17 protein-coding genes are annotated in these 21957 nt (G+C 75.1%); 16 read left to right on the top strand and 1 reads right to left on the bottom strand.

Going from position 1 to position 21957, the window contains the following annotated elements:
• The first annotated feature begins 59 nt into the window (after positions 1-59).
• The 3 genes from ACYVK5_RS07885 to ACYVK5_RS07875 are packed head-to-tail and all read left to right on the top strand — an operon-like array spanning position 60 to position 4581.
• Complete coding sequence (locus tag ACYVK5_RS07885; RefSeq protein WP_460703567.1) at positions 60-1583, top strand: FAD-linked oxidase C-terminal domain-containing protein; 1524 nt, start codon at positions 60-62, stop codon at positions 1581-1583.
• The gene (locus ACYVK5_RS07880) at positions 1583-3217 is read left to right on the top strand and encodes an FAD-binding oxidoreductase (protein WP_460703565.1); all 1635 of its coding nucleotides are present in this window, start codon (positions 1583-1585) and stop codon (positions 3215-3217) included. The genes ACYVK5_RS07885 and ACYVK5_RS07880 overlap by 1 nt, the downstream gene beginning before the upstream one ends.
• Complete coding sequence (locus ACYVK5_RS07875; RefSeq protein WP_460703563.1) at positions 3217-4581, top strand: heterodisulfide reductase-related iron-sulfur binding cluster; 1365 nt, start codon at positions 3217-3219, stop codon at positions 4579-4581. Before ACYVK5_RS07880 ends, ACYVK5_RS07875 begins: the two co-directional genes overlap by 1 nt.
• Before the next feature lie 39 nt (positions 4582-4620).
• Here ACYVK5_RS07875 and ACYVK5_RS07870 read toward each other — a convergent pair whose 3' ends face one another.
• A complete protein-coding gene (locus tag ACYVK5_RS07870) occupies positions 4621-6147 on the bottom strand; it encodes a hypothetical protein (RefSeq protein WP_460703561.1) in 1527 nt (508 codons plus the stop codon).
• Between the two features lie 51 nt (positions 6148-6198).
• Here ACYVK5_RS07870 and ACYVK5_RS07865 point away from each other — a divergent pair, with 51 nt between their 5' ends.
• The 13 genes from ACYVK5_RS07865 to ACYVK5_RS07805 all read left to right on the top strand — a co-directional run bounded on the left by ACYVK5_RS07865 (position 6199) and on the right by ACYVK5_RS07805 (position 21786).
• Positions 6199-7446, top strand: coding sequence for a hypothetical protein (locus tag ACYVK5_RS07865; protein WP_460703559.1), 1248 nt, complete (start codon positions 6199-6201; stop codon positions 7444-7446).
• Positions 7443-8435, top strand: coding sequence for an HAD-IIA family hydrolase (locus tag ACYVK5_RS07860; RefSeq protein ID WP_460703557.1), 993 nt, complete (start codon positions 7443-7445; stop codon positions 8433-8435). The genes ACYVK5_RS07865 and ACYVK5_RS07860 overlap by 4 nt, the downstream gene beginning before the upstream one ends.
• A 190-nt stretch (positions 8436-8625) precedes the next feature.
• Positions 8626-8895: a hypothetical protein gene (locus ACYVK5_RS07855; RefSeq protein WP_460703555.1), complete on the top strand. Its 270-nt coding sequence runs from the start codon at positions 8626-8628 to the stop codon at positions 8893-8895.
• A gap of 17 nt (positions 8896-8912) precedes the next feature.
• Positions 8913-10100: a TlyA family RNA methyltransferase gene (locus ACYVK5_RS07850; protein ID WP_460703553.1), complete on the top strand. Its 1188-nt coding sequence runs from the start codon at positions 8913-8915 to the stop codon at positions 10098-10100.
• Entirely contained in the window at positions 10097-11026 is a 930-nt protein-coding gene (locus tag ACYVK5_RS07845) for an NAD kinase (RefSeq protein WP_460703551.1), read from the top strand. Before ACYVK5_RS07850 ends, ACYVK5_RS07845 begins: the two co-directional genes overlap by 4 nt.
• A 1-nt stretch (position 11027) precedes the next feature.
• Positions 11028-12785 (top strand): DNA repair protein RecN, encoded by a 1758-nt coding sequence (gene recN / locus ACYVK5_RS07840; RefSeq protein WP_460703549.1) that lies wholly within the window; start codon positions 11028-11030, stop codon positions 12783-12785.
• Positions 12786-12790: 5 nt separating this feature from the next.
• Positions 12791-13987: a putative cytokinetic ring protein SteA gene (gene steA, locus ACYVK5_RS07835; RefSeq protein WP_460703547.1), complete on the top strand. Its 1197-nt coding sequence runs from the start codon at positions 12791-12793 to the stop codon at positions 13985-13987.
• 99 nt (positions 13988-14086) lie between these two features.
• A complete protein-coding gene (locus tag ACYVK5_RS07830) occupies positions 14087-15079 on the top strand; it encodes a copper transporter (protein ID WP_460703545.1) in 993 nt (330 codons plus the stop codon).
• A gap of 110 nt (positions 15080-15189) precedes the next feature.
• Positions 15190-16113 carry a hypothetical protein gene (locus tag ACYVK5_RS07825; protein ID WP_460703543.1) on the top strand — a complete coding sequence of 308 codons (924 nt, stop codon included), beginning with the start codon at positions 15190-15192 and terminating at the stop codon, positions 16111-16113.
• Positions 16113-17888, top strand: a complete 1776-nt coding sequence (gene murJ, locus ACYVK5_RS07820; RefSeq protein WP_460703541.1) for a murein biosynthesis integral membrane protein MurJ — start codon at positions 16113-16115, stop codon at positions 17886-17888. The genes ACYVK5_RS07825 and murJ overlap by 1 nt, the downstream gene beginning before the upstream one ends.
• 84 nt (positions 17889-17972) lie before the next feature.
• Positions 17973-19634, top strand: a complete 1662-nt coding sequence (locus ACYVK5_RS07815; protein ID WP_460703538.1) for a CTP synthase — start codon at positions 17973-17975, stop codon at positions 19632-19634.
• 421 nt (positions 19635-20055) lie between these two features.
• Entirely contained in the window at positions 20056-20670 is a 615-nt protein-coding gene (locus ACYVK5_RS07810; protein WP_460703587.1) for an NUDIX domain-containing protein, read from the top strand.
• A gap of 258 nt (positions 20671-20928) precedes the next feature.
• Positions 20929-21786 carry a DUF4230 domain-containing protein gene (locus tag ACYVK5_RS07805; RefSeq protein WP_460703537.1) on the top strand — a complete coding sequence of 286 codons (858 nt, stop codon included), beginning with the start codon at positions 20929-20931 and terminating at the stop codon, positions 21784-21786.
• Positions 21787-21957 lie beyond the last annotated feature (171 nt).

The following is a 21957-nucleotide window of genomic DNA, read 5'->3' as shown; positions in this document are numbered from 1 at the left end:
CGCTACCTCGGCGGGGCCGGTTCCCGCCGGAGCCGGGCCTGTGCGACGAGGAGGTTGCGATGCCCGACAGGACTTCCGATCAGGGGACGGCCGCACGCGCGCCCGACACGGCGCACCCGCCCGACGCGGCACTCGCCGCCGTGACGGCCGACCTCGCCGCCGCACTCGGCCGTGAGCGGGTCATCACCGACCACGCGCGACGCCGGACCTACGAGTGCGACGGGCTCGCGGCCTATCGAGTGATCCCGGGGCTGGTGGTGCTGGCGCGGAACGCCGACGACGTCGCCGCCACCGTCCTCGCCTGCGCCACCCGCCACGTCCCGTTCGTGGCGCGGGGTTCGGGGACGGGCCTGTCCGGCGGCGCGCTGCCGCACTCCGAGGGAGTACTCGTCGTGACGTCGCAGATGCGCGACATCCATGAGATCGACGCCCGCGCCCAGCGCGCCGTCGTCGACCCCGGCGTGATCAACCTCCAGCTCACCGCCACGGCCGGCCCCGACGGCCACTACTTCGCGCCCGACCCCTCCAGCCAGTCCGTGTGCTCGATCGGCGGGAACGTCGCGGAGAACTCCGGCGGCGCGCACTGCCTCAAGTACGGGTTCACCACGAACCACGTCACCGGGCTCGACCTCGTCACCCCGGCGGGCGAGCAGGTCGAGATCGGCGGCAAGGCCCCCGACCCGCCCGGCTACGACCTGCTCGGCGCGCTCGTGGGAAGCGAGGGCACGCTCGGGATCGTCACCTCGGCCACCGTCCGCCTGACGCGGCTGCCGCAGGAGGTCCGCACCATCCTGGCCGCGTTCCGCACGATCGACGACGCCGGCGCCGCGACCTCCGCGATCATCGCGGCCGGCGTGATCCCCGCCGCGATCGAGATGATGGACGCCCTGTCCATCGAGGCCGCGGAGGAGGCGGTGCACTGCGGCTACCCGGAGGGTGCGGGCGCGGTCCTCGTGGTCGAGCTCGACGGGCATGCGGCGGACGTGGCCGGCGAGTTCGACGACGTCGTGCGGCTGTGCGAGGGCAACGGCGCGTTCGAGGTGCGCGTCGCGGCCGACGACGCCGAGCGCGCGCTCATCTGGAAGGGCCGCAAGTCCGCGTTCGCGGCGGTGGGGCGGATCAGCCCCGACTACATCGTGCAGGACGGCGTCATCCCGCGGACCGCGCTGCCGCAGGTGCTGCGGCGGATCACCGAGCTGGGCGACGCCGCCGGCGTGCGGGTCGCGAACGTGTTCCACGCGGGGGACGGCAACCTGCACCCGCTCGTGCTGTTCGACGGGTCGCAGGACGGCGCCGTGGAGCGCGCCGAGGGGGTCGCCGGCGGCATCCTCGACCTGTGCCTCGAGCACGGCGGCTCGATCACCGGCGAACACGGTGTCGGGGCCGACAAGGCGAAGCACATGCCGCGCATGTTCACCGCCGACGACCTCGCCGTGATGCAGGCGGTGCGCTGCGCGTTCGACCCGGAGACGCTCTCCAACCCCGGGAAGATCTTCCCGACCCCGCGGCTGTGCGGGGAGCGCCCGGGGCGGCGGCAGGGCGAGCACCCGCTGTCCGAGGCCGGCGTGGCGGAGGTGTTCTGATGGCGGACCGACCGGAGACGGGGGCCGACCCCGGCAGGGCGTCCGGGATCGCTGCCGGGCAGGGGCCGGGAGCCTCGCCCGCCGGGCATCCCGCGCGGGACGCGGCGCGAGAGCCGGCGGGCGCGCGCGTGCCGGGCGCCGCGCCGGACCCGGGACGGCTCGCGGACGCGATGCGGGGTGCGGATGCCGGCGTGACCGTCCTGGAGGCCGGGCCGGAGGGCTCCGTGGACGGGGTCGCGGCCCGGGTGGTGGCGCGGCCGACGACGGCCCACGGCGTGGCGGCCGTGCTGCGCGAGGCGACGTCGCAGGGGCTGGCCACCGTGGCGCGCGGCGCCGGGACCGCCCTGGACTGGGCCGCCCCGCCCGAGCGCGCCGACCTGATCCTCGACCTGACCGCCCTCGACCGGCTCGTCGAGCACGGAGCGGGGGACCTCGTGACGGTCGCCGAGGCCGGGCTGCCCGTCGCGGCACTGCTGGAGACCGTGGGCGACGCCGGTCAGGAGCTGGTCGTGGACCTGCCGCCGCGGAGACTCGGCGCGGGATCGACCGTCGGCGGCGCGCTGGCGACGGGCGCGTCCGGGCCCCGGCGGCTGCAGCGGGGCGCGCTGCGGGACCTCGTGCTGGGGGCGACCGTGGTGCTGGCCGACGGGACGGTCGCGTCCAGCGGCGGCAAGGTCGTCAAGAACGTCGCCGGATACGACCTGGCCAAGCTCATGACCGGCTCCTACGGCACGCTCGGGGTGATCGTGCGGGCCGCGTTCCGGCTGCATCCGGTCCGTCCGGCGCGCCGGTGGGTGGTCGCCACCGGCCCGCTGCCCGACGTCGCCGCGCGCGCCCGGGAAGTGGTGGTCTCCCAGCTCGCACCCGCCGCCGTGGAGATCGACCGCTCGGCGGGGTCCGACGAGGCCACCGTCGCGGTACTGCTGGAGGGTCAGGAGACCGCCGTCGTGCAGCGGGCCCGGGAGGCGGCCGCCCTGACGGGCGGCGATGTGCGGACCACACCACCGGACTGGTGGGGGGTGCTGCCCGACGACGACGGAGCGGGCGCGGACCCCGCGTCCGGTGCGGATCGCGCGTCCGGTGCGGCCGGCGACGGCGGGCGCGGTGAGCCCGAGCCGGGCGCGTTCGGCTCGGATCTCCGGCCCGGCGTGCTCGCCAAGGCGACCGCGACGCTGACCGGCGTCGCCGCGCTGCTGGACGCCGCGCGGGCGGCGGAGGACGCCCACGGGGCCGGGGTCGCCGTGCGGGGGACGGCGGCCGGGGTGCTGTACGTCGCGATCGGCGAGCGGGGGGCCGGCACCCGTCGAGACGGTGAGACCTCCGGCGTACCAGCTGCTGCGGAGGGGCTCGGCCGCCAGGACGGCGGGATCTCCGGCGGTGCGACCGTCTCGCCCGGCCCTGAGGAGACCGGAACGTGCGATCCCGCCGCGGTGGCCGGCGTCGTCCGCGCGCTGCGGGCGGCCGCGCCGTCGCCGCGGGACGGGACCGTGACCGTGCTGCGGGCGCCACGGGACGTGCGCGCGGCCGTGGACGTGTGGGGTCCCGTGGGCGGGCTGGAGCTGATGCGGGCGATCAAGCACCGGCTGGATCCGGGGCGGAACCTCGCGCCCGGGCGGTTCGTGGGAGGCATCTGATGAGCGAGACCAAGCCGGACCTGCTCGGGTCGTTCGACCCGGGCCACGAGGGAGCGTTCGACGCGCACCACCCGCCGTCGCGCGAGCTCGTGGACGACTGCGTGCACTGCGGGTTCTGCCTCCCCGCCTGCCCGACCTACACGCTGTGGGGGGAGGAGATGGACTCGCCGCGCGGGCGCATCCACCTGATGCAGCAGGGGCTGGAGGGCGCGCCGATGTCGGCGTCGCTGGTCGGGCACATCGACGCCTGCCTGGGCTGCATGGCGTGCGTGACCGCCTGCCCGTCGGGCGTGCAGTACGACAAGCTCGTCGAGGCGACGCGGGCCCAGGTGGAGCGGCGCGGGGCCGGCCACCGCACGCGCGGGCAGCGACTGGTGCGGGCGGGCGTCTTCGCGCTCTTCCCGCACCCCCGGCGGCTGCGGGCGGTGCGGCCGTTCCTGTCGCTGTACCAGCGCAGCGGACTGTCACGGGTGGTGCGGCCCGTGCTGGAACGGCTCTCGCCGTCGCTGGCGGCGATGGAGTCGGTCGCGCCACCGCCCGCGCGGGCCGAGCCCGTGGCACCGCTGACCCGCGCGTCCGGAGACCGGCGGATGACGGTGGGGCTGCTGCTCGGGTGCGTGCAGCGGGAGTTCTTCCCCGGCGTCAACGCCGCCACGGTGCGCGTGCTCACGGCGGAGGGGTGCGACGTCGTGGCGCCTCCCGCGCAGGGATGCTGCGGGGCGCTCTCCGTGCACTCGGGGCGGGAGGCCGAAGGGCTCGACTACGCCCGCGCGCTGGTGGACGCGTTCGCGGACGCGGGCGTGGAACGGGTCGTGGTCAACTCGGCCGGCTGCGGCTCCACGATGAAGGAGTACGCGGACCTGCTCGCGGACGATCCCGCCTACGCCGGCCGGGCGGCGGAGTTCGCGACCAGGGTCCGGGACGTCGCGGAGATCCTCGACGAGCTCGGGCCCGTCGCGACGCGGCATCCGCTGCCCCTCACGGTCGCGTACCACGACGCCTGTCACCTGTCCCACGCACAGCGGGTGCGGTCGCAGCCGCGGCGGCTGCTCGGGGCGGTTCCAGGCCTGGTGGTGCGCGAGATCGCGGAGGGCGACCTGTGCTGCGGGTCGGCGGGGATCTACAACCTGACCCACCCGGAACCGGCACGGGAGCTGGGCGACCGCAAGGCCGCGAACGTGGCCGCCACAGGGGCGGAACTGCTGGTGACGTCCAACCCCGGATGCCTCATGCAGATCTCCGCGGCGCTCGGGCGCCAAGGTCGCTCGATCGCCACGGCGCACATGATCCAGGTCCTGGACGCGTCGCTGCGTGGGGCGGGCCGGGAGACGCTGGTCGGTCCCGGGGCGGGGGCGCGTGTGTGATCGGCTGGATGTCGGATGATCGGTCCCCCGGGCGACCGATCATCCGACATCCAGCCGACCATCCGACGTTCGACCGACCGTATCCGCCGCTCTGCGAGCCGGGTGCGGATCACACCGCCGGGAGGGGTGGGGCGCCGGGCGGTGTCCGAGGCGCGTGGGAGAATAGAGCCTGCATCTGCCGTTGAGAGGACCACAGTGAACGATTCGCCCCGTGAGCAGGGGAACGACCGCGAGGGCCACCGATCTGACCGTCATGGTCAGGGGCACCGGGGCCCCGGCCGGGACGGCAAGGGGTTCGGTGACCGGCCTCGTCGCGACCACGGTGGCGACCGGCGTCGCGACGAGCGCGGCGACGGCGGCAAGCGTGACGGATTCCGTCGCGATGATCGCGGGCGCGACGCCGCGGGAGACCGGCGTGACGGCGGATTCCGGCGCGACGGCGCTCGCCAGGACGGTGACGGCGGGTTCCGCGGCGGCGACGACCGCCCGCGGCGCCGGTACGACGACGAGCGCGGCCCGCGCCGGGACGACCGCGGCTCTGCCGACCGGCCCCGCCGGGACGACCGCGGGCAGGGGCCCCGCCGGGACGACCGTGACGGCCCTGCCCGCCGGGAGGGGTTCCGGCGTGACGACCGCCGCGATGACCGCGGGTACGGCGACCGGCCGCAGCGCCGGTACGACGACGAGCGCGGCCCCCGCCGCGACGACGAGCGCGGCCCCCGCCGCGACGACGAGCGTGGACCTCGCCGGGATGACCAGCGTGGACCCCGCCGCGACGATCAGCGTGGACCCCGCCGCGAGGGCGGCGGTCACGCCCCTCGTCGCGACTTCGGCGGGGCCCGCCCCCGGGACGACCGCGGCGGGCACCCGTACCGCGACGGGCGCCGCGACGACGACCGCCGCGGCGCACCCGGCAGGCGGGACGACGACCGCCGGGGCGGGTACGGCAGGCGCGACGACGAGCGTGGCCCGGGACGTGACGAGCGCGGCCCGCGGCGCGACGACCGTGGTTTCGGCGGCAGGCCGCCGCGCGACGACCGCCGCGACGGAGGCGGTCGCGACGAGCGTCGCGAGGGCTTCCGCCGGGACGATCGCCGCGAGGGCGGCGGCCGTGACGCCGGGGGAGACCGCCGCGACGGATTCCGCCGCGACGACCGCGGCCACGGCGACGACCGCCCGCGGCGCCGGTACGACGACGAGCGCGGCCCGCGCCGGGACGACCGCGGCCCCGGGGCCAGGCCGCAGCGTGACGGGCGCGGCCCCGGCGACCGCCGCGGTGACGGCGACCGTCGCGAGGGCTTCCGCCGGGACGATCGCCGGCACGACGAGCGCCCACCGCGCCGTGACCGCGGGGACGACGGCGATCGCCGCGGCGGGTTCGATCGCCCCGCCGCCCGCGGCTTCCGCGCCGACGACCGCCGTAGCCCCGGTGGCGAGCGCGGGCCGCGCGAGGGCTCTCGTGACGACCGCGGGCCGCGCCGGGACTTCCGGGACGATCGCGGTCCACGCCGCGACGACCGCCGGGACGGCGACGGCAAGGGATTCCGTGGCGACCGGCGCGGGCACGACCGGGACGACCGCGCGGACCGGGTCCCGGACCCGGAGATCGCCGAGGACGTGGAGATCGGTCAGCTCGACCGCGAGGCACGCGCCCGGATGCGCGGCCTGGGCAAGGACAACGCGGAGCGGGTCGGCCTGCACCTGATCATGGCCGGGCGCCTGCTCGACGTCGACCCGGAGACCGCCTACCTGCACGCCCAGGCGGCGGTGCGCCGGGCGGGACGCATCGACGTCGTGCGGGAGGCCGCGGGCCTGACCGCGTATCACACCGGGCGGTTCGCCGAGGCGCTGCGCGAACTGCGCACGGTCCGGCGGCTCAACGGCAGCTCGGAGCACCTGCCGCTGATGGCCGACGCCGAACGCGGGCTCGGGCGGCCCGAGCGCGCGATCGCGCTCGCCGCGACGCCCGAGGCGGAGACCCTGGACGCGAGCGGGCGCACGGAGCTGGCGATCGTGGTCTCGGGGGCGCGCAGCGACCTCGGTGAGCACGATGCGGCCCTCGCCGTGCTCGACAGGATTCCCGCCGACGAGGCCCCTGGTGATCTCGGGCTGCGCGTGCTGCAGGCGCGCGCGGTCGCGCTGGAGGCCGCGGGCCGGCCGGACGAGGCCGCGGCGGTCCTGGCCGACGTCGACCCCGCGGCGCTGGCGCGCGCGACGGGCTCCGAGGCGCCGGAGGAGGACGTCATCGTCTACGACGTCTACGACGAGGAGGCTGACATCGAGGAGGCGGTCGCCCCGGGCCAGAACGTGTCGGACGACGCTCGCGAGACCGAGACCGAGACCGAGACCGAGACCGAGACCGAGACCGAGACCGAGACCGAGACCGGGACCGGCGACGACGAGCACGTGGGGACCGGCGGCCCGGAGGTGGCGGCCGACGACGATGCGCGAGGTCCGGCTGCCGACCGCGCAGAGCCTGAAGCCGAGCTGACGGACACCGGGGACGACCTGGCCGACATGCCCGAGCCGACCGACGCGGAGGTCGAGGCCGAGGTCGCCGAGATCCTCGCCGAAGCTGGCATCGACGACGCGTCCGACGGTGACGAGGTCGAGGGTGACGCGCCCGGCGACGCGGCTGACGATGCGGTCGACGTCGACGCCGGTGCGGCGGACACTCCCGCCGAGTCCGCATCGGCGGACCGGTCCGAGGTTCCCTTGTCGGAGTCCTCCTCGTCGGAGTCTGCCCGGTCGGAGGCCGCCGGAGCGGTCGAGGCCGCCGCGGCGACCGTCGTCGTCCCTGAACAGGCCGGGTCTGGCGAGACGCCGGCCGAGGAGGCCGGTACGGGGCGGGGGCCGGCGGCATGAGCGGGCTGATCGCCAGTTCGGCCCCGCTGGCCGAGGCGTACGATCTCGCGCTCGTCGACCTGGACGGGGTGGCCTACCGGGGGCATCTGCCGATCGAGCACGCCGCGCCGAGCCTGACCACGGCGCGGACCGGCGGCATGCCGCTCGTGTTCGTGACGAACAACGCCTCGCGCGAGCCCGAGGAGGTCGCCGCGCAGCTCACGGGTCTCGGCATCCCGGCCGACGCGGACGAGGTGATGACCGCGGCGCAGGCGTGCGCCGCGCTGCTGCGCACGCGGCTGGAACCTGGCGCGAAGGTGCTGGTCGTGGGCGGCAAGGGGCTGGTCACGGCGGTGCAGTCGCAGGGGTTCGAGGTGGTGTCGTCCGCCGACGACGGTCCGGTCGCCGTCGCGCAGGGCTACGCCCCGAACCTCGCGTGGGAGGACCTCGCGGAGGCGGCGTACGCCGTCGGGCAGGGGGCGTGGCACGTGGCGAGCAACCTCGACATGTCGCTGCCGACGGCGCGCGGGTTCGCGCCGGGCAACGGGGCACTCGTCGGCGCGGTGACCGCGGCGACGGGCGTGACGCCGTCGAGCGCGGGCAAGCCGGGGCCGGGCATGTTCCGGATGGCGGTCGAGCGGGCGGGGGCGTCGCGCCCGCTCGTGATCGGCGACCGGCTGGACACGGACCTCGCCGGGGCACGAGCCGCCGGATATCCCGGCCTGCACGTGCTGACCGGCGTGTCCACCGCGCGCGACGCCGTCCTGGCGGACTCGGGTGAGCGGCCGTCGTTTCTCGGGGCCGACCTGCGCGCGCTGCTGGAGCCGCACCCCGCGCCCGTGCGGGACGGTGAGTCCTGGGTGTGCGGTGCGGCGTCGGCGCGGGTGGAGGACGGCGCGCTGCGGCCGGGCTCCGGCGAGGGGATCGACCTGGTGCGGGCCGCCTGCGCGGCGGCCTGGGCCGCGGCGGACGCCGGGGACCCGGTGACGACGGTGCCGGACCTGACCTGACGGCGCCTGTGCGCGGAGCCCGCCGCGACGGGCGCCCCCGTTCCGGGGCGGTAGCCGGCGGCACACCGAGCTTGCGGCGTGCCGTCCCGGGAGGACTGCGCGTGCCTCGCGGGGAGTGTCAGGTACGGCAGGTACCGTGTAGTCGCAGCGTTGTCGCAGCATGTCAGTCCGATGCGGAGAAGGTGACCGAGTGACCGAGTCGTACGAGGCCCCGTCCGGCGACGGCGGCTGGCACGCGGACGAGCAGGCGTTCGCCGGAGCGCTGGTCGTCGGCGGGGGACGGGCGGAGCATCCCGGCGCGGATCTCGGCTCCGCGGGGGTGGAACAGTCTCCGGAGGCGGTCGTGGGGCAGGTGCTCACCGCACTGGACGGGCTGGACGAGCTCCCGCCGGCCGAGCACGTGCAGCGGTTCGAGCAGGTGCACGGGGCGCTGCGCGCCCACCTGAGCGGCGACGCCTGAGAGACGTGGTGACAGTGATGACAGCGCGGGCCCGCGTGGACGCCGAGCTGGTCCGGCGCGGCCTGGCCAGGTCACGACGGCATGCCGCCGAGCTCGTGGCGGCGGGCCGGGTGTCGGTCGACGGCCTGGCGGTCGCCAAGCCGTCGGCGGCGGTCACGGACGAGGCCGGCGTCGTGGTGACGCCCGGTGATCCCGGCGAGGCCGAGTACGCCTCACGCGCCGGGCGCAAGCTCGCGGGCGCGCTCGACGCCCTGCAGGCCGGCCCGCCTGCCGGCCACGGCGCGTCCCGTGCATCCGTCGCGCACGGCGAGCCGCCCACACCGGACGGACGCGACGCCACGCCCGCCCACGGAGGGCCCACCGCGGACGGCACATACTCCCTCCACGGCGCTCCCACCGCGTACGGCATGCCGCCCGTGGATGGCGGGCCCGTCGTCGACGGCGCGTGGTGCGCCGATCTCGGCGCGTCCACCGGCGGGTTCACCGACGTGCTCCTGTGCCGCGGGGCCGAGCACGTGGTGGCGATCGACGTCGGGCACGGGCAGCTCGTGGAGCGGCTGCGTGCGGATCCGCGCGTCACGGTCGTCGAGGGCAAGAACGTCCGCGACCTGGTCCCGGCGGACCTGGAGCGGGCGCCCGATCTGGTCACCGGCGACCTCTCGTTCATCTCCCTGACGCTCGTGCTGCCCGCCGTCGCCGCCGTCCTGCCACCGCACGGGAGCGCGCTGCTACTGGTCAAGCCCCAGTTCGAGGTGGGTCGCGGACGGCTCGGGCGGGGCGGCGTCGTGCGGGATCCGGCGCTGCACGCCGAGGCGCTGACCGGCGTCGTCCGCGCGGCCGAGCAGGCGGGCCTGCGCCTGCGTGCGATCGTCCCGAGCCGGTTGCCGGGCCCGAGCGGGAACCGCGAGTTCTTCGTCTGGCTCGCGGCCGACGCCGCCGCGCCCGTCGCGGAGGACCGGGAACTCGCCGACGCGGTGGCGGCCGCCGTCGTCCCTGACGCTGTGGTCCCCGACGGCTCAGCCCCGGGCAGTCCGGCCGCCGTCGTCCCTGACGGTCCGGTCTCGGATGACCCAGCTGCCGTCGCCTCCGAAGGTCTGACCCCGGACGACCCAGCCGCCGCCCCCGGCGGCCCTGGCACGGCCGCCCCGGGTCACGACGATCCCGGCCACGACGATCCCGGCCACGACGATCAGGAGCTGTCATGACGCGGCGGGTGCTCATCGTGACGCACGGCGGCCGTCCCGCGGCCGTCGCGGCGACGACCGAGGCGGTGCGCGAGCTCAAGGCCGCGGGCTTCGAGCCCACGCTGCACGACGACGCGCTCACCGAGGACTTCGGCGACCACATGGACGTCGCCCGGCTGCGCGAGGGCGTCACGGAGTCCGAGCTCGTCATGGTGCTCGGCGGGGACGGCACGATCCTGCGCGCCGCCGAGCTCACGCGCGGCACCGAGGTGCCGCTGCTCGGCGTGAACCTGGGGCACGTCGGCTTCCTCGCGGAGTCGGAGCGCGAGGACCTGCACGCGGCCGTGGAGCGGCTCGCCGCGCGGGACTACACGGTCGAGAAGCGAGCGTGCGTCGAGGTCGACGTGCACCTGCCCGACGACGGCGACGTCCTCTCGGGCTGGGCGCTCAACGAGGTGACCATCGAGAAGGGCCTCGGCGGGCGCATGCTCGAGGTCGGGGTGAGCGTCGACGGGCGGCCGCTGTCGTCCTTCGGCTGCGACGGCGTGGTGATGTCCACGGCGACCGGGTCGACGGCACACGCGTTCTCCGGCGGCGGGCCCGTGATCTGGCCGGACGTCGACGCCGTGCTGTTCGTCCCGCTGAGCGCGCACGCCCTGTTCGCCCGCCCGCTGGTGGTGGGCCCGCGCAACGAGATCGGGGTGCGGGTGCTGCCGGCGTCGGCCGTGCCGGGGGTCCTCACCTGCGACGGGCGGCGGCGGATCGACGTGCCGCAGGGGTCGAACGTGCTCGTGCGGCGCGCGGGCGAGATCCGGCTGGCGCGGCTCAGCCAGGCGCCGTTCACCGACCGGCTGGTGTCGAAGTTCGACCTGCCCGTCGCGGGCTGGCGCGAGCGGGCGGTACGGTCTGATCCGTCCGGACAAATTTTCGAGCGTGGTGAGGAGTGACGTGCTCGAGGAGATCGCTATCGAGAACCTGGGCGTCATCCGCGGCGCTCGCGTGCCCCTGTCCGAGGGGCTGACCGTCATCACCGGTGAGACGGGCGCGGGCAAGACGATGGTGCTCACGGGACTGAACCTGCTCATGGGCGGGAAGGCCGACCCGCGGTCGGTGCGCCCGGGCGCGGACCGCGCCGCCGTCGAGGGCAGGATCCGCGTGTCGGGGCACCCCACGGCCGCGGCGCGCGTGGACGAGGCGGGCGGCGAGCTCGAGGACGACGGCACCGTGGTGGTGCTGCGCACGATCGCCGACGGCCGTTCCCGCGCCCACCTGGGCGGCCGCGCGGTGCCGCAGGGGGTGCTCGCGGAGATCGCGGACGACCTCGTCACCGTGCACGGGCAGGCCGAGCAGCTGCGCCTGCGCACGAGCGCCAAGCAGCGCGACGCGCTGGACGACTTCGCCGGGCCCGTCCACCAGGGTGTGCTCGCGGAGTACCGGACGGCCTGGTCCGAGCGCACCGGGCTGCTGGCGGAGATCGCCGGGTCGGAGGCGAGGGCCGCCGAGCGCGCCCGCGAGGTCGAGCTGCTGCGCATCGGGCTCGAGGAGATCGAGCGGGTCGACCCGCAGCCCGGCGAGGACGCGGAGCTGGCGGCGCTGATCGAGCGTCTCGCCAACGCGGAGGGCCTGCGGGTCGCGGCCGGCGAGGCACACCAGGCGATGGCCGGCGAGGACGAGTCCGGCGCGCAGCGGAACGCGATCGCCCTGGTCGAGGCCGCCCGGCGGGCGCTGGAGGGCGGCGCGCCGTCCGACCCGGCGCTGGGCGAGCTGGCGACCCGGTTCGCCGAGGTCGGGTACCTGATCAACGACCTCGCCACCGACGTCGCCGCGTACCTCGACGACCTCCAGGCCGACCCGGGCGGCCTGGAGGCCGCGCACGCGCGCATGGCAGATCTCAACGGCCTGACCCGGAGCTACGGCGAGACGATCGACGACGTGCTGCAGTGGGCGAGTGATGCCGGCCTGCGGCTCCTCGACCTGGACGACGGCGGGGACCGGCTGGAGTCCATGAAGCGGCGCGTCGCCGAGCTCGACGCCGAGCTCGACCGCCTCGCGGGCGTCCTGACCGAGGCGCGCACCACCGGCGCGGTCGAGCTCGCCGAGGCCGTCACCACCGAGCTGCGCGGCCTCGCGATGGGCGGCGCTCACCTCGAGGTCACCGTCGCGCCGGCGGACACCCTCGGGCCGTACGGGGCCGACCAGGTCACGATGCTGCTCGTGCCGCACCCCGGCGCCCCGCCGAGCCCGCTGGGCAAGGGCGCCTCCGGCGGTGAGCTGTCCCGCGTCATGCTCGCCCTGGAGGTGGCGCTCGCCACGTCGCCGCACAAGCAGGAGGACGGGGCCGCTGCTGCCGCGATGCGCCGGACCTTCGTGTTCGACGAGGTCGACGCCGGTGTCGGCGGGCGGGCCGCGGTCGAGGTGGGCCGGCGCCTGGCGCGTCTGGGCCGGACCACGCAGGTGGTCGTCGTGACGCACCTGGCCCAGGTGGCCGCGTTCGGCGACGCCCACCTCGTGGTGACGAAGTCGACCGACGGCGCGCCGGGCGGAGGCGGCAGCGACGACGGGATGATCACCGTCACCGGCGTCCGCGAGGTCGCCGACGAGAACCGGGTCGTCGAGCTGGCGCGCATGCTCTCGGGCCAGGAGGATTCCGCCACGGCCCGGCAGCACGCCCTGGAGCTCCTCGAGTCGTCGGTCGTGGGACGATGAGGTCGATGAAGCTCATCCTCGCCCGGTCCGGCCAGCACGACGCGGACCGGGCGGACCCCGGTGGTCCCGTCACGGGGCTCGCGCGCATCGGCAAGCGGACGAAGGAACTCACCGGCCGCCTGAACCCGGGTGACGTCGCCGTCATCGACCACGCGGACATCGACCGCGTGGCCGCCGACGCGCTCGTGGCCGCGCAGCCGGTCGCCGTGCTGAACGCGGCCCGCTCCATCACGGGCCGGTACCCGAACACGGGTCCCGGCATCCTGATCGAGGCGGGCATCCCGCTGATCGACGACCTCGGGCCGGCCGTCATGGCGCTCGACGAGCGTGCCCCGCTCGAGATCATCGACGGCCAGGTCATGTCCGGCGGCGAGGTGATCGCCAAGGGCGACCGCCAGACCGAGGCGTCGCTCGGCGAGGCGATGACCGCCGCCCGCGAGGGCCTGTCCGTGGAGATCGAGCGGTTCGCCGAGAACACCATGACGTACCTGCGACGCGAGCGAGACCTCCTGCTCGACGGCGTGGGCGTGCCGGCGATCCGCACCCCGATCGCGGGGCGCCACGTCCTCATCGTCGTGCGCGGCTACCACTACCGCGAGGACCTCGCGATGCTGCGCTCGTACGTCAAGGAGAACCGCCCGGTCCTCATCGGGGTCGACGGCGGCGCGGACGCGATCATCGACGAGGGCTGGAAGCCCGACCTGATCGTCGGCGACATGGACTCCGTCTCCGACCGCGCGCTCGCCGGCGGTGCCGAGATCGTCGTGCACGCCTACCGCGACGGCAAGGCACCGGGCCTGGACCGGGTGCGCGAGCTCGGCGTCGAACCCGTGGTGTTCCCCGCGACCGGCACCAGCGAGGACATCACCATGCTGCTCGCGGACGACAAGGGCGCCGAGCTCATCGTCGCCGTCGGCACCCACGCCACCCTGGTGGAGTTCCTCGACAAGGGCCGCGCCGGGATGGCGTCGACGTTCCTGACCCGGCTGCGGGTGGGAGGCAAGCTCATCGACGCGAAGGGCGTCTCCCGGCTGTACCGCACGCGCATCTCCAACACCCAGCTCACCATGCTGTCCCTGGCCGGCGTGTCGGCGGTGCTGGCCGCCATCGGCGCGACGTCCGCCGGCCAGACGTTCTTCGGCATCCTGGGCGCGCGCTTCGACGACTTCTGGTCATGGGTGAGTAGCCTGTTCGGCGGCTGACCGTCACGTCGGCCATCCGCCGTTCACCCGACCGACCCCACCGTGGCGCCGCGGGCTCCCCGCCCCGCGCACGGACCGAATGAAGGACCTCCGCCCCTCGTGATCGACTTCCGCTACCACCTCGTCTCCCTCATCTCGGTGTTCCTCGCCCTCGCGGTGGGGATCATCCTCGGGGCGGGGCCGCTCCAGGGGGCGCTCGGCGAGACCCTCACCCGGCAGGTCGACACCCTGCGCGAGGAGCGCAACGTGCTGCGCGCCCAGCTCGACGACACCACCCGCAGACTGGGCGCGGACGAGGAGTTCGTGGCCGCCGCCGCACCACGGCTCCTAGACGGGGCGCTGCCCGGCCGCCGTGTCGCCGTCGTCGGCCTCGGCGACGTGCCCTCCGGCGTGCGGGCGGGCGTGATCGACCAGCTCGAGACGGCCGGTGCCGAGGTCGTCGTCAGCGCGAAACTCCCCGTGAACTGGACGCAGGCCGAGGAGGAGTCCACCCGGACCACCGTCGCCGACGGGCTGCGCGACCCCCTCGCCCAAGCCGGCGTCGAGACGGACGAGGACGACCCGGTGGCCACGCTCGCCTCGGCCGTGACGCTCGCGCTCACCGGCACCGAGTCCGCCAGCGACCGCAGCGTGGCCGCGCTGGACCTCGAGCAGCAGCTCGAGACGTTCGGACTGCTGCGGACCGCCGACGATCAGACCCTCCCCGCGAACGCCGTCGTCCTCCTGTCCGCCTCGGTCGTGCCGCCCGAGGCCGAGGCGGGGGACGCCGAGACCGACGACACGGAGACGGCCACCCCCGAGCCCGCGAACCCCCGGTACGTGGGCGACGTGTGGACGGGCGTGACCCGGGGCGTCGGGCAGGTCGCGGGAACGGCCGTGCTCGCGGGCCCGGCGGCCGACGGCGACGACGTCGTCCAGCGGGTACGGTCCGACGACGACCTGGCCCGCGAGGTGAGCACCGTCAGCGGGGTGACGGAACTCATCGGGGAGATCACCGTGCCGCTGGCGCTCGCCGCGGCCCTGACCGGCCGCGTGGACCACTACGGGCCCGAGACGGACACGGCGGTGTTCCCGCCCGTGCCCGCGGACTGACGCGGACGAAGGATGCGGCGGACGGTGGGGGCCGAGGGACGAGGCACGCGCCGGGAGCGGAGTCCGAGGACGCGGCAACGAGAACACTGACACCGACGAGGAGCACTGTCATGACGGCATTCCGGTTCGTCGCCGCCGCGCTGGCCGCGGGCGCGACGACCGCCTGGGCGCGCCGGCGGCTCGAGGCCGCCGTGCGCTCGGGCGAGCTGAAGCGCGTGCACGAGAAGGTCGCCACGCCCGAGGCGTGGACCCGGACGAACCACCGCGGCGAGCCCATCAGCCTGCTGGAGGGCCCCGCCGTGGCGGCCGGCCTCGTGGCCGGAGCCGTCGCCGCGGGCGGCCCGGCAGCGGGCCCGACGGCGTTCGCCACCGCCGCGGCCGGAGCGTTCGGCGTGATCGACGACGTCGCCGAGGACGTGCGGGGCTCCGCCGTGAAGGGGCTGCGCGGGCACCTCGGCGCGCTCACGCGCGGCCAGGTCACCACCGGCGGCCTCAAGGTGCTGGGCATCTGCGGCTCCGCGCTCGTCGCATCGGCATCCGGCACCCCGCGGCGGGGCGGGTCGTTCGCGCACCTGGTCGACGTCGGGATCAACGGCGCGCTCATCGGCGGCACCGCGAATCTCGTGAACCTCTTCGACCTGCGGCCCGGCCGCGCCCTCAAGGTCGCGACCGTGGCGAGCCTCGCCGCCGGCGCCGTGGCGGGCGCCGGGACACCGGGCGCCGGAGCCGCACCGGGAGCGAGCGCGGTCACCGGCGCACTCCTCGGCGCCGCGGCCGTGGCCGCCCCCGCCGACCTCGGCGAGCGGGACATGCTCGGCGACGGCGGCGCGAACGCGCTCGGCGCGCTCGTCGGCTCCCAGCTCGCCTTCGGAGCGCCGCGCACGGTTCGGCTCGCCGCGCTCGCCGGAGTCGTCGGCCTCACCCTCGCGTCCGAGAAGGTGAGCTTCTCCCGCGTCATCCGGTCCACGCCCGGGCTGCACCGCCTCGACATGCTGGGCCGCCGGCCGGTTCCGGAGTCCGGCGTCGCACCCTGATGAGGTCAGGGCTCGCGCGGGCCGCGCTGCTCGTCACCCTCGTCACCCTGGCGAGCCGCGTCGTCGGCTTCGGGCGCTGGCTCGCCCAGGGGCAGTGGGTCGGCAACGGCACGTTCACCGACGCCTTCAACGCCGCCAACCTGCTGCCCAACGTCCTCTTCGAGGTCGCGGCCGGCGGGGCGCTCGCTGGCGCCGTCGTCCCCCTCGTGTCGGGTCCGCTCAGCCGCGCGACGCCCACCTCCGAGAACGCGGCGGCCCATCGCGAGCAGGCGTCCCGCACGGCCTCGGCACTCCTGGGCTGGACCCTCGTGGTGCTCGTCCCCGTGGGGGTCCTCATGGCACTGCTCGCGGGGCCCATCGCCGCCGGCCTGCCCATCCGGGACCCGGCCCTGACGGACGTGGCCGCCGCGTTCCTGCGCGTGTTCGCCGTCCAGGTGCCGATGTACGGCATCGCCGTGGTCCTCGGCGGGATCCTGCAGGCGCACAAGCGGTTCTTCTGGCCCGCGTTCAGCCCGCTGATCTCCAGCCTCGTGGTGATCGGCGTGTACTGGGGCTACGCGGCACGACTGCCCGAGCGGGGCACCCAGGATCTCGCCGAGATCCCCGCACGCGCCCTCGACTGGCTCGCCTGGGGGATCACCGCCGGCGTCGTCGCCCTCGCCCTGCCGCTCGTGCTGCCCACGCTGCGCACCGGCCTGCGGCTGCGGCCCACCCTCCGGTTCCCCGACGGCGAGGGCCGGCGCGCCGCCCACCTCGCCTTCGCCGGGATCGGGGCACTCGTGGCACAGCAGGTGGCGCTCGTCGTCGTCATGCTCGTCGGCACGGACCTCGGCGGATACACGACCTGGCTGTACGCCTACAACGTGTACCTGCTGCCGTACGCAGTCCTCGCGTACCCCATCGTGACCAGCGCCTTTCCTCACCTTGCGGAACACGCTGCCGCCGGCCGCCGCAACGAGCTGCGCGCTCTCGTCGCGAGCACGACCCGCACGCTCCTGGTCGTCGCCGCGGCCGGCGTCGCCGCCCTCGTCGCCGCCGCCCCCGCCGTCGAGGTCGTCTTCGACCTGCTCGTCACCGGCGACGCTCCAGGCCTGGCCTCCGCTCTCGCCTGGATGGCACCCGGACTCGCGGGCTTCGCGCTCGTCCTGCACCTGTCGCGCGCCCTCTACGTCGTCGACCGCGGCCGGGCCGCCGTCGTGGCCACCGCCACGGGCTGGGGCGCCATGGTCGTCGGCCTGTTCACGGTCTGGGTCGCGCTCGGCGGCGCGGACGCGGCCGGATCCGCGCGGGCGTCCGGATCACCGGAGCCGTCGGTGCTCGGGTTCCTCAAAGGGCTCACGTTCCTCGACGGCCTGGCGGTGGTCGACGGCGAGCCAGGGCACGACATCGTGCTCGGCGCCCTCGGCGCCGCCGGGACCCTGGGCATGCTCGTCGCCGGGGCCGGCCTGCTGGTGGCCGTGCGGCGGCATCTGGGGCGCGGGGCGCTCGCGGGGACGGGGCGCACCGGGCTCGTGCTCGTGGCGGCGGTCGCGCTCGGGGCGGGCGCGGGGTACGGCGTCGGGTACCTGCTGCGGCCGCCGGGCCCGAGGATCGACCCGGGGTTCGTCGCGTATCCCGGCGGTGACCGGCCGTTCGTGGCGAGCGAGTTCCTCGCGGCGCTCGGGTCCGGCCTGGCCGCGGGTGTCGTGGCGGCCGTCGTCGTGCTGGCGCTGGCGGCACTGGCGGACCCGGGCGTCCGCGCCCGCCTGCGCGCCCTGGCCGCCCGCCGCCGCTGAGCCGCTCGGTGTGATGTGATCTACGCGAGTCCTTTGCGCATTTTCCCCGAGCGGACCCGCCGATGGCGGGTAGGCTGGAGTTCCGTGGTCGATCCCCTGAACAGACTCCGGTCCCGCTCCTCCGTCACCAAGCACATCTTCGTGTCCGGAGGTGTCGCCTCTTCTCTTGGCAAGGGGCTCACGGCCTCCTCGCTCGGACGGCTCCTGCGATCGCGTGGCCTGCGCGTCACGATGCAGAAGCTCGATCCCTACCTCAACGTGGACCCGGGGACGATGAACCCGTTCCAGCACGGCGAGGTGTTCGTCACGGAGGACGGCGCCGAGACCGACCTCGACATCGGGCACTACGAGCGCTTCCTCGACGTGGAGCTGCCGGCCTCCTCGAACGTCACCACCGGCCAGGTGTACTCGCACGTGATCGCGACGGAGCGGCGCGGCGACTACCTCGGCGACACCGTGCAGGTGATCCCGCACATCACCGACGAGATCAAGCGCCGCATGCGCGACCAGGCGTCCGAGGACGTCGACGTGATCATCACCGAGATCGGCGGCACGGTCGGCGACATCGAGTCGCAGCCGTTCCTCGAGGCGGCGCGCCAGGTGCGGCACGAGCTGGGCCGCGACAACGTGTTCTTCCTGCACGTCTCGCTCGTCCCGTACATCGGGCCGTCCGGCGAGCTGAAGACGAAGCCCACCCAGCACTCGGTGGCCGCCCTGCGCAGCATCGGTATCCAGCCGGACGCGATCGTGCTGCGCGCCGACCGCGTGGTGCCGGAGTCGGTGAAGAACAAGATCGCGCTGATGTGCGACGTCGACAACGAGGCCGTCGTCAACGCCGTCGACGCGCCGAGCATCTACGACATCCCGCGCGTGCTGCACGCCGAGGGACTCGACGCCTACGTCGTGCGGCGCCTCGACCTGCCGTTCCACGACGTCGACTGGGACGGCTGGGCGCAGCTCCTGGAGCGCGTGCACACCCCCGCGCACACGGTGGAGGTGGCGCTCGTCGGCAAGTACATCGACCTGCCGGACGCCTACCTGTCGGTCACCGAGGCCCTGCGGTCGGGCGGCTTCTCGAACGACGCCAAGGTCACGATCCGGTGGGTCGCCGCGGACGAGTGCAGCACGCCCGAGGGCGCCGAGTCGTCCCTCGAGGGGGTCGACGCCGTGCTGGTGCCCGGCGGCTTCGGCGTGCGCGGCATCGACGGCAAGGTCGGGGCGCTGCGCTGGGCCCGCGAGAACCGCGTGCCCACCCTCGGCATCTGCCTGGGCCTGCAGTCGATGGTCATCGAGTACGCCCGCAACGTGCTTGGGCTCGACGACGCCTCCTCGACCGAGTTCACCCCGGACTCGACCCACCCGGTGATCGCGACCATGATCGAGCAGAAGGCGATCGTGGAGGGCGAGGGCGACCTCGGCGGCACCATGCGACTCGGCTCCTACGACGCGCACCTCGTGCCCGGGTCCGTGACCGCCAAGGCCTACGGCACCGAGCGGGTCGCCGAGCGCCACCGCCACCGGTACGAGGTGAACAACGCGTACCGCGGGGAACTGGAGGAGGCCGGCCTGCTGATCTCCGGGACGAGCCCCGGCGGGACCCTCGTGGAGTTCGTCGAGCTCCCGGCCGACGTCCACCCGTACTACGTGGCCACGCAGGCGCACCCCGAGTTCAAGTCCCGTCCCACGCGCTCGCACCCACTGTTCGCGGGGCTCATCGCCGCCGCGCTCGAGTGCCAGGGTGCCTGAGCTGGTGGAGCTGTTGGGTACCGAGCACACGGGGCAGTTCGAGCCGCTGGAACCGATCGAAGGGTTGCCGCGCACGGGGCCGATCACACCGGCGGGGCCGGTATGGCCGGCGACACAGGCGGAGCCGGCGTGGCCCGCGGTGTCCGGGGAGACGGCGGCTCCCGGGGAGCCGACGCGGCCCGCGGACGCGGTGATGGCGGCTGAGCCGGCGTGGTCCGGGCAGCCGGCGGTGCCTGCGGGCACGGCGGTGCCTGCGGGCACAGCGGTGCCTGCGGAGCCGGCGAGATCCGAGGAGGAGCCGGGATCGGAGCGTCGCGCGCGACCGTCGTCGGCCCCGGAGCCGGGGACGACGGGCCCGGACGTGCCGCGCCCGGACGTGCCGGCCGGCGTTGCGGGGTCGTGGCCGAGTGCGTCCGACGGTATCGGCGACGTCGTCGCGCCCCGCCCGGCGCGCCGGCTCGACGTTCCCTTCCAGGGGCGCATCGTCGACGTGGCCGTCGACGAGGTGGATCTGGGGGAGGCCGGCGTCGTACGGCGTGAGTACACGAACCATCCCGGCTCGGTGATCGTCGTCGCGCTGGACGACGACGGCAACGTGCTCCTGCTGCGCCAGTACCGGCACCCCGTGGGAGCGTTCCTCTGGGAGCTGCCGGCCGGGCTGCTCGACATCGACGGCGAGGACCCGCACATCGCGGCCGCCCGTGAGCTCGCCGAAGAGGCGGACGTCCGCGCGGCCCGCTGGGACGTGCTCCTGGACCTGCTGCCGACACCCGGCGGCAGCAACGAGGCGGCCCGCGTCTACCTGGCCCGCGGTCTCACTCCCGTGCCGGAGCCGGAGCGGCACATCCGCGAGGCCGAAGAGGCCGACATGGTGGCCGTTCCGGTCCCGCTGGAGGAGGCCGTGGCGCTCGCCCTGGCAGGTCGGCTCCACAACGGCCCGACCGTGTCGGGCATCCTCGCGGCGGCCATCGGCCGGGCGAGCGCGTGGAAGACCCTCCGCCCGGTCACGTCCCCGTGGGAGTACCGTCGCAACTGACCGCGGGCTCCGGCCGGGGCCCGGCCGGGACGCTCGGCTGAGGGAGTCGCCTGGCCAGGAAGCTCCGGATCTGGCCGGACCAGGAGGTTGATTGCGCCAAACACGGGTTTGGCGTAATCAACCTCCTGGCTCGCGGGGCCCAGGGGGACTCCGCCTGGAAAAGTGTGCCAAGCGCGGAGCGCCTCGGGTGGGCGTACTACTGTTTGTCCCCGGAATGAGGCAAGTCGGACTTGCCATTCACGAGCATGGGGGCCAGGCATGGACGACACTGCGGAGCGGGCCGGGGACGCACGGACCGGGGACACGACGAAGACCGACGGCGCGCGGCCGGCGTCGTCGGGCAAGTCGTCCGGCGGATCGTCGGGCAAAGAGTCGATGAAGGCCCGGGCAAAGAGCGATGGGCCGTCGTCGGAGACGCGGGGCAGGCGGCGGATGCCCGCCTGGCTGGCCGGCATCATCGGTGCGATCGTGGGGTTCGCGATCGCGACCGGGATCGTGGCAGGGGTGCTGGCGGGGCTGAAGGACGACTTCCGGGACGCGTTCGTACGGGTGCTGCTGGACAGCCTGAACCCGTTCACGACGTCGGAGGTCGACCGGTCGACGGAGCCGGTCCTGCTGGGGATGAGGGACCTGGCGCGCTTCGTCGCGGCCGAGGCCGAGTACGAGGTGCTGGTGGACCTGGAGCAGGATGTGAAGTACCTGCCGGGGTGGCTCGCGGGGTCGCACCTGGCGCTCGTGGTGAACGGGTCGGTGGAGTCGTACGTGGAGTTCTCGGACCTGGGTCCGGGCGCGATCGAGGTCTCCGACGACGGCACGGCCGTGACCGTCACCGTGCCGGAGCCGGAGCTGGCGGCGCCGCGCATCGATCTGGAGTCCAGCCACGCGCTGAGCGAGGACAAGGGACTGGTGGACAAGATCGGCGACCTGTTCGAGAGCAACTCGGACGCACGCCAGGAGGCCCTCGAGCAGGGGTCCGACAAGATCGCCGCGGCGGCCGAGGAGTCCGAGCTGACCGAACGGGCCCGCGAGAACACCACCAGGACCCTGGAGGCGCTGGTCGGGTCGTTCGGCTACGAGACGGTGACCGTGGAGTTCGAGGACCACGACGCGGGCTGACGGCGTTGCGCAGGTGCGTGACGTCGTCCGCCCCCGACGCCGCCGTCCGCCAGCCTCCGCCGTCCGCCCCCGCCAGCCGCCGTCTGTCGACGCCTGCGCGACGTCCGGTGTCGCCCGGGGCGGCCCGGTATCAATCCGGACGGGTTTATCCCGGGCGTCGCGCTGCGCTAC

The sequence above is a fragment of the Myceligenerans halotolerans genome, assembly GCF_054782975.1.
Note: the sequence above shows the minus strand (reverse complement) of the source record. Positions and strands in the feature narration are given on the sequence as shown.

Bases quoted from the DNA above. Each gene is read 5' to 3' on its own strand.
- ACYVK5_RS07885 (WP_460703567.1), top strand. From the start codon at position 60: ATGCCCGACAGGACTTCCGATCAGGGGACGGCCGCACGCGCGCCCGAC.
- ACYVK5_RS07880 (WP_460703565.1), top strand. From the start codon at position 1,583: ATGGCGGACCGACCGGAGACGGGGGCCGACCCCGGCAGGGCGTCCGGG.
- ACYVK5_RS07875 (WP_460703563.1), top strand. From the start codon at position 3,217: ATGAGCGAGACCAAGCCGGACCTGCTCGGGTCGTTCGACCCGGGCCAC.
- ACYVK5_RS07860 (WP_460703557.1), top strand. From the start codon at position 7,443: ATGAGCGGGCTGATCGCCAGTTCGGCCCCGCTGGCCGAGGCGTACGAT.
- ACYVK5_RS07850 (WP_460703553.1), top strand. From the start codon at position 8,913: ATGACAGCGCGGGCCCGCGTGGACGCCGAGCTGGTCCGGCGCGGCCTG.
- ACYVK5_RS07845 (WP_460703551.1), top strand. From the start codon at position 10,097: ATGACGCGGCGGGTGCTCATCGTGACGCACGGCGGCCGTCCCGCGGCC.
- steA (WP_460703547.1), top strand. From the start codon at position 12,791: ATGAAGCTCATCCTCGCCCGGTCCGGCCAGCACGACGCGGACCGGGCG.
- ACYVK5_RS07825 (WP_460703543.1), top strand. From the start codon at position 15,190: ATGACGGCATTCCGGTTCGTCGCCGCCGCGCTGGCCGCGGGCGCGACG.
- murJ (WP_460703541.1), top strand. From the start codon at position 16,113: ATGAGGTCAGGGCTCGCGCGGGCCGCGCTGCTCGTCACCCTCGTCACC.
- ACYVK5_RS07805 (WP_460703537.1), top strand. From the start codon at position 20,929: ATGGACGACACTGCGGAGCGGGCCGGGGACGCACGGACCGGGGACACG.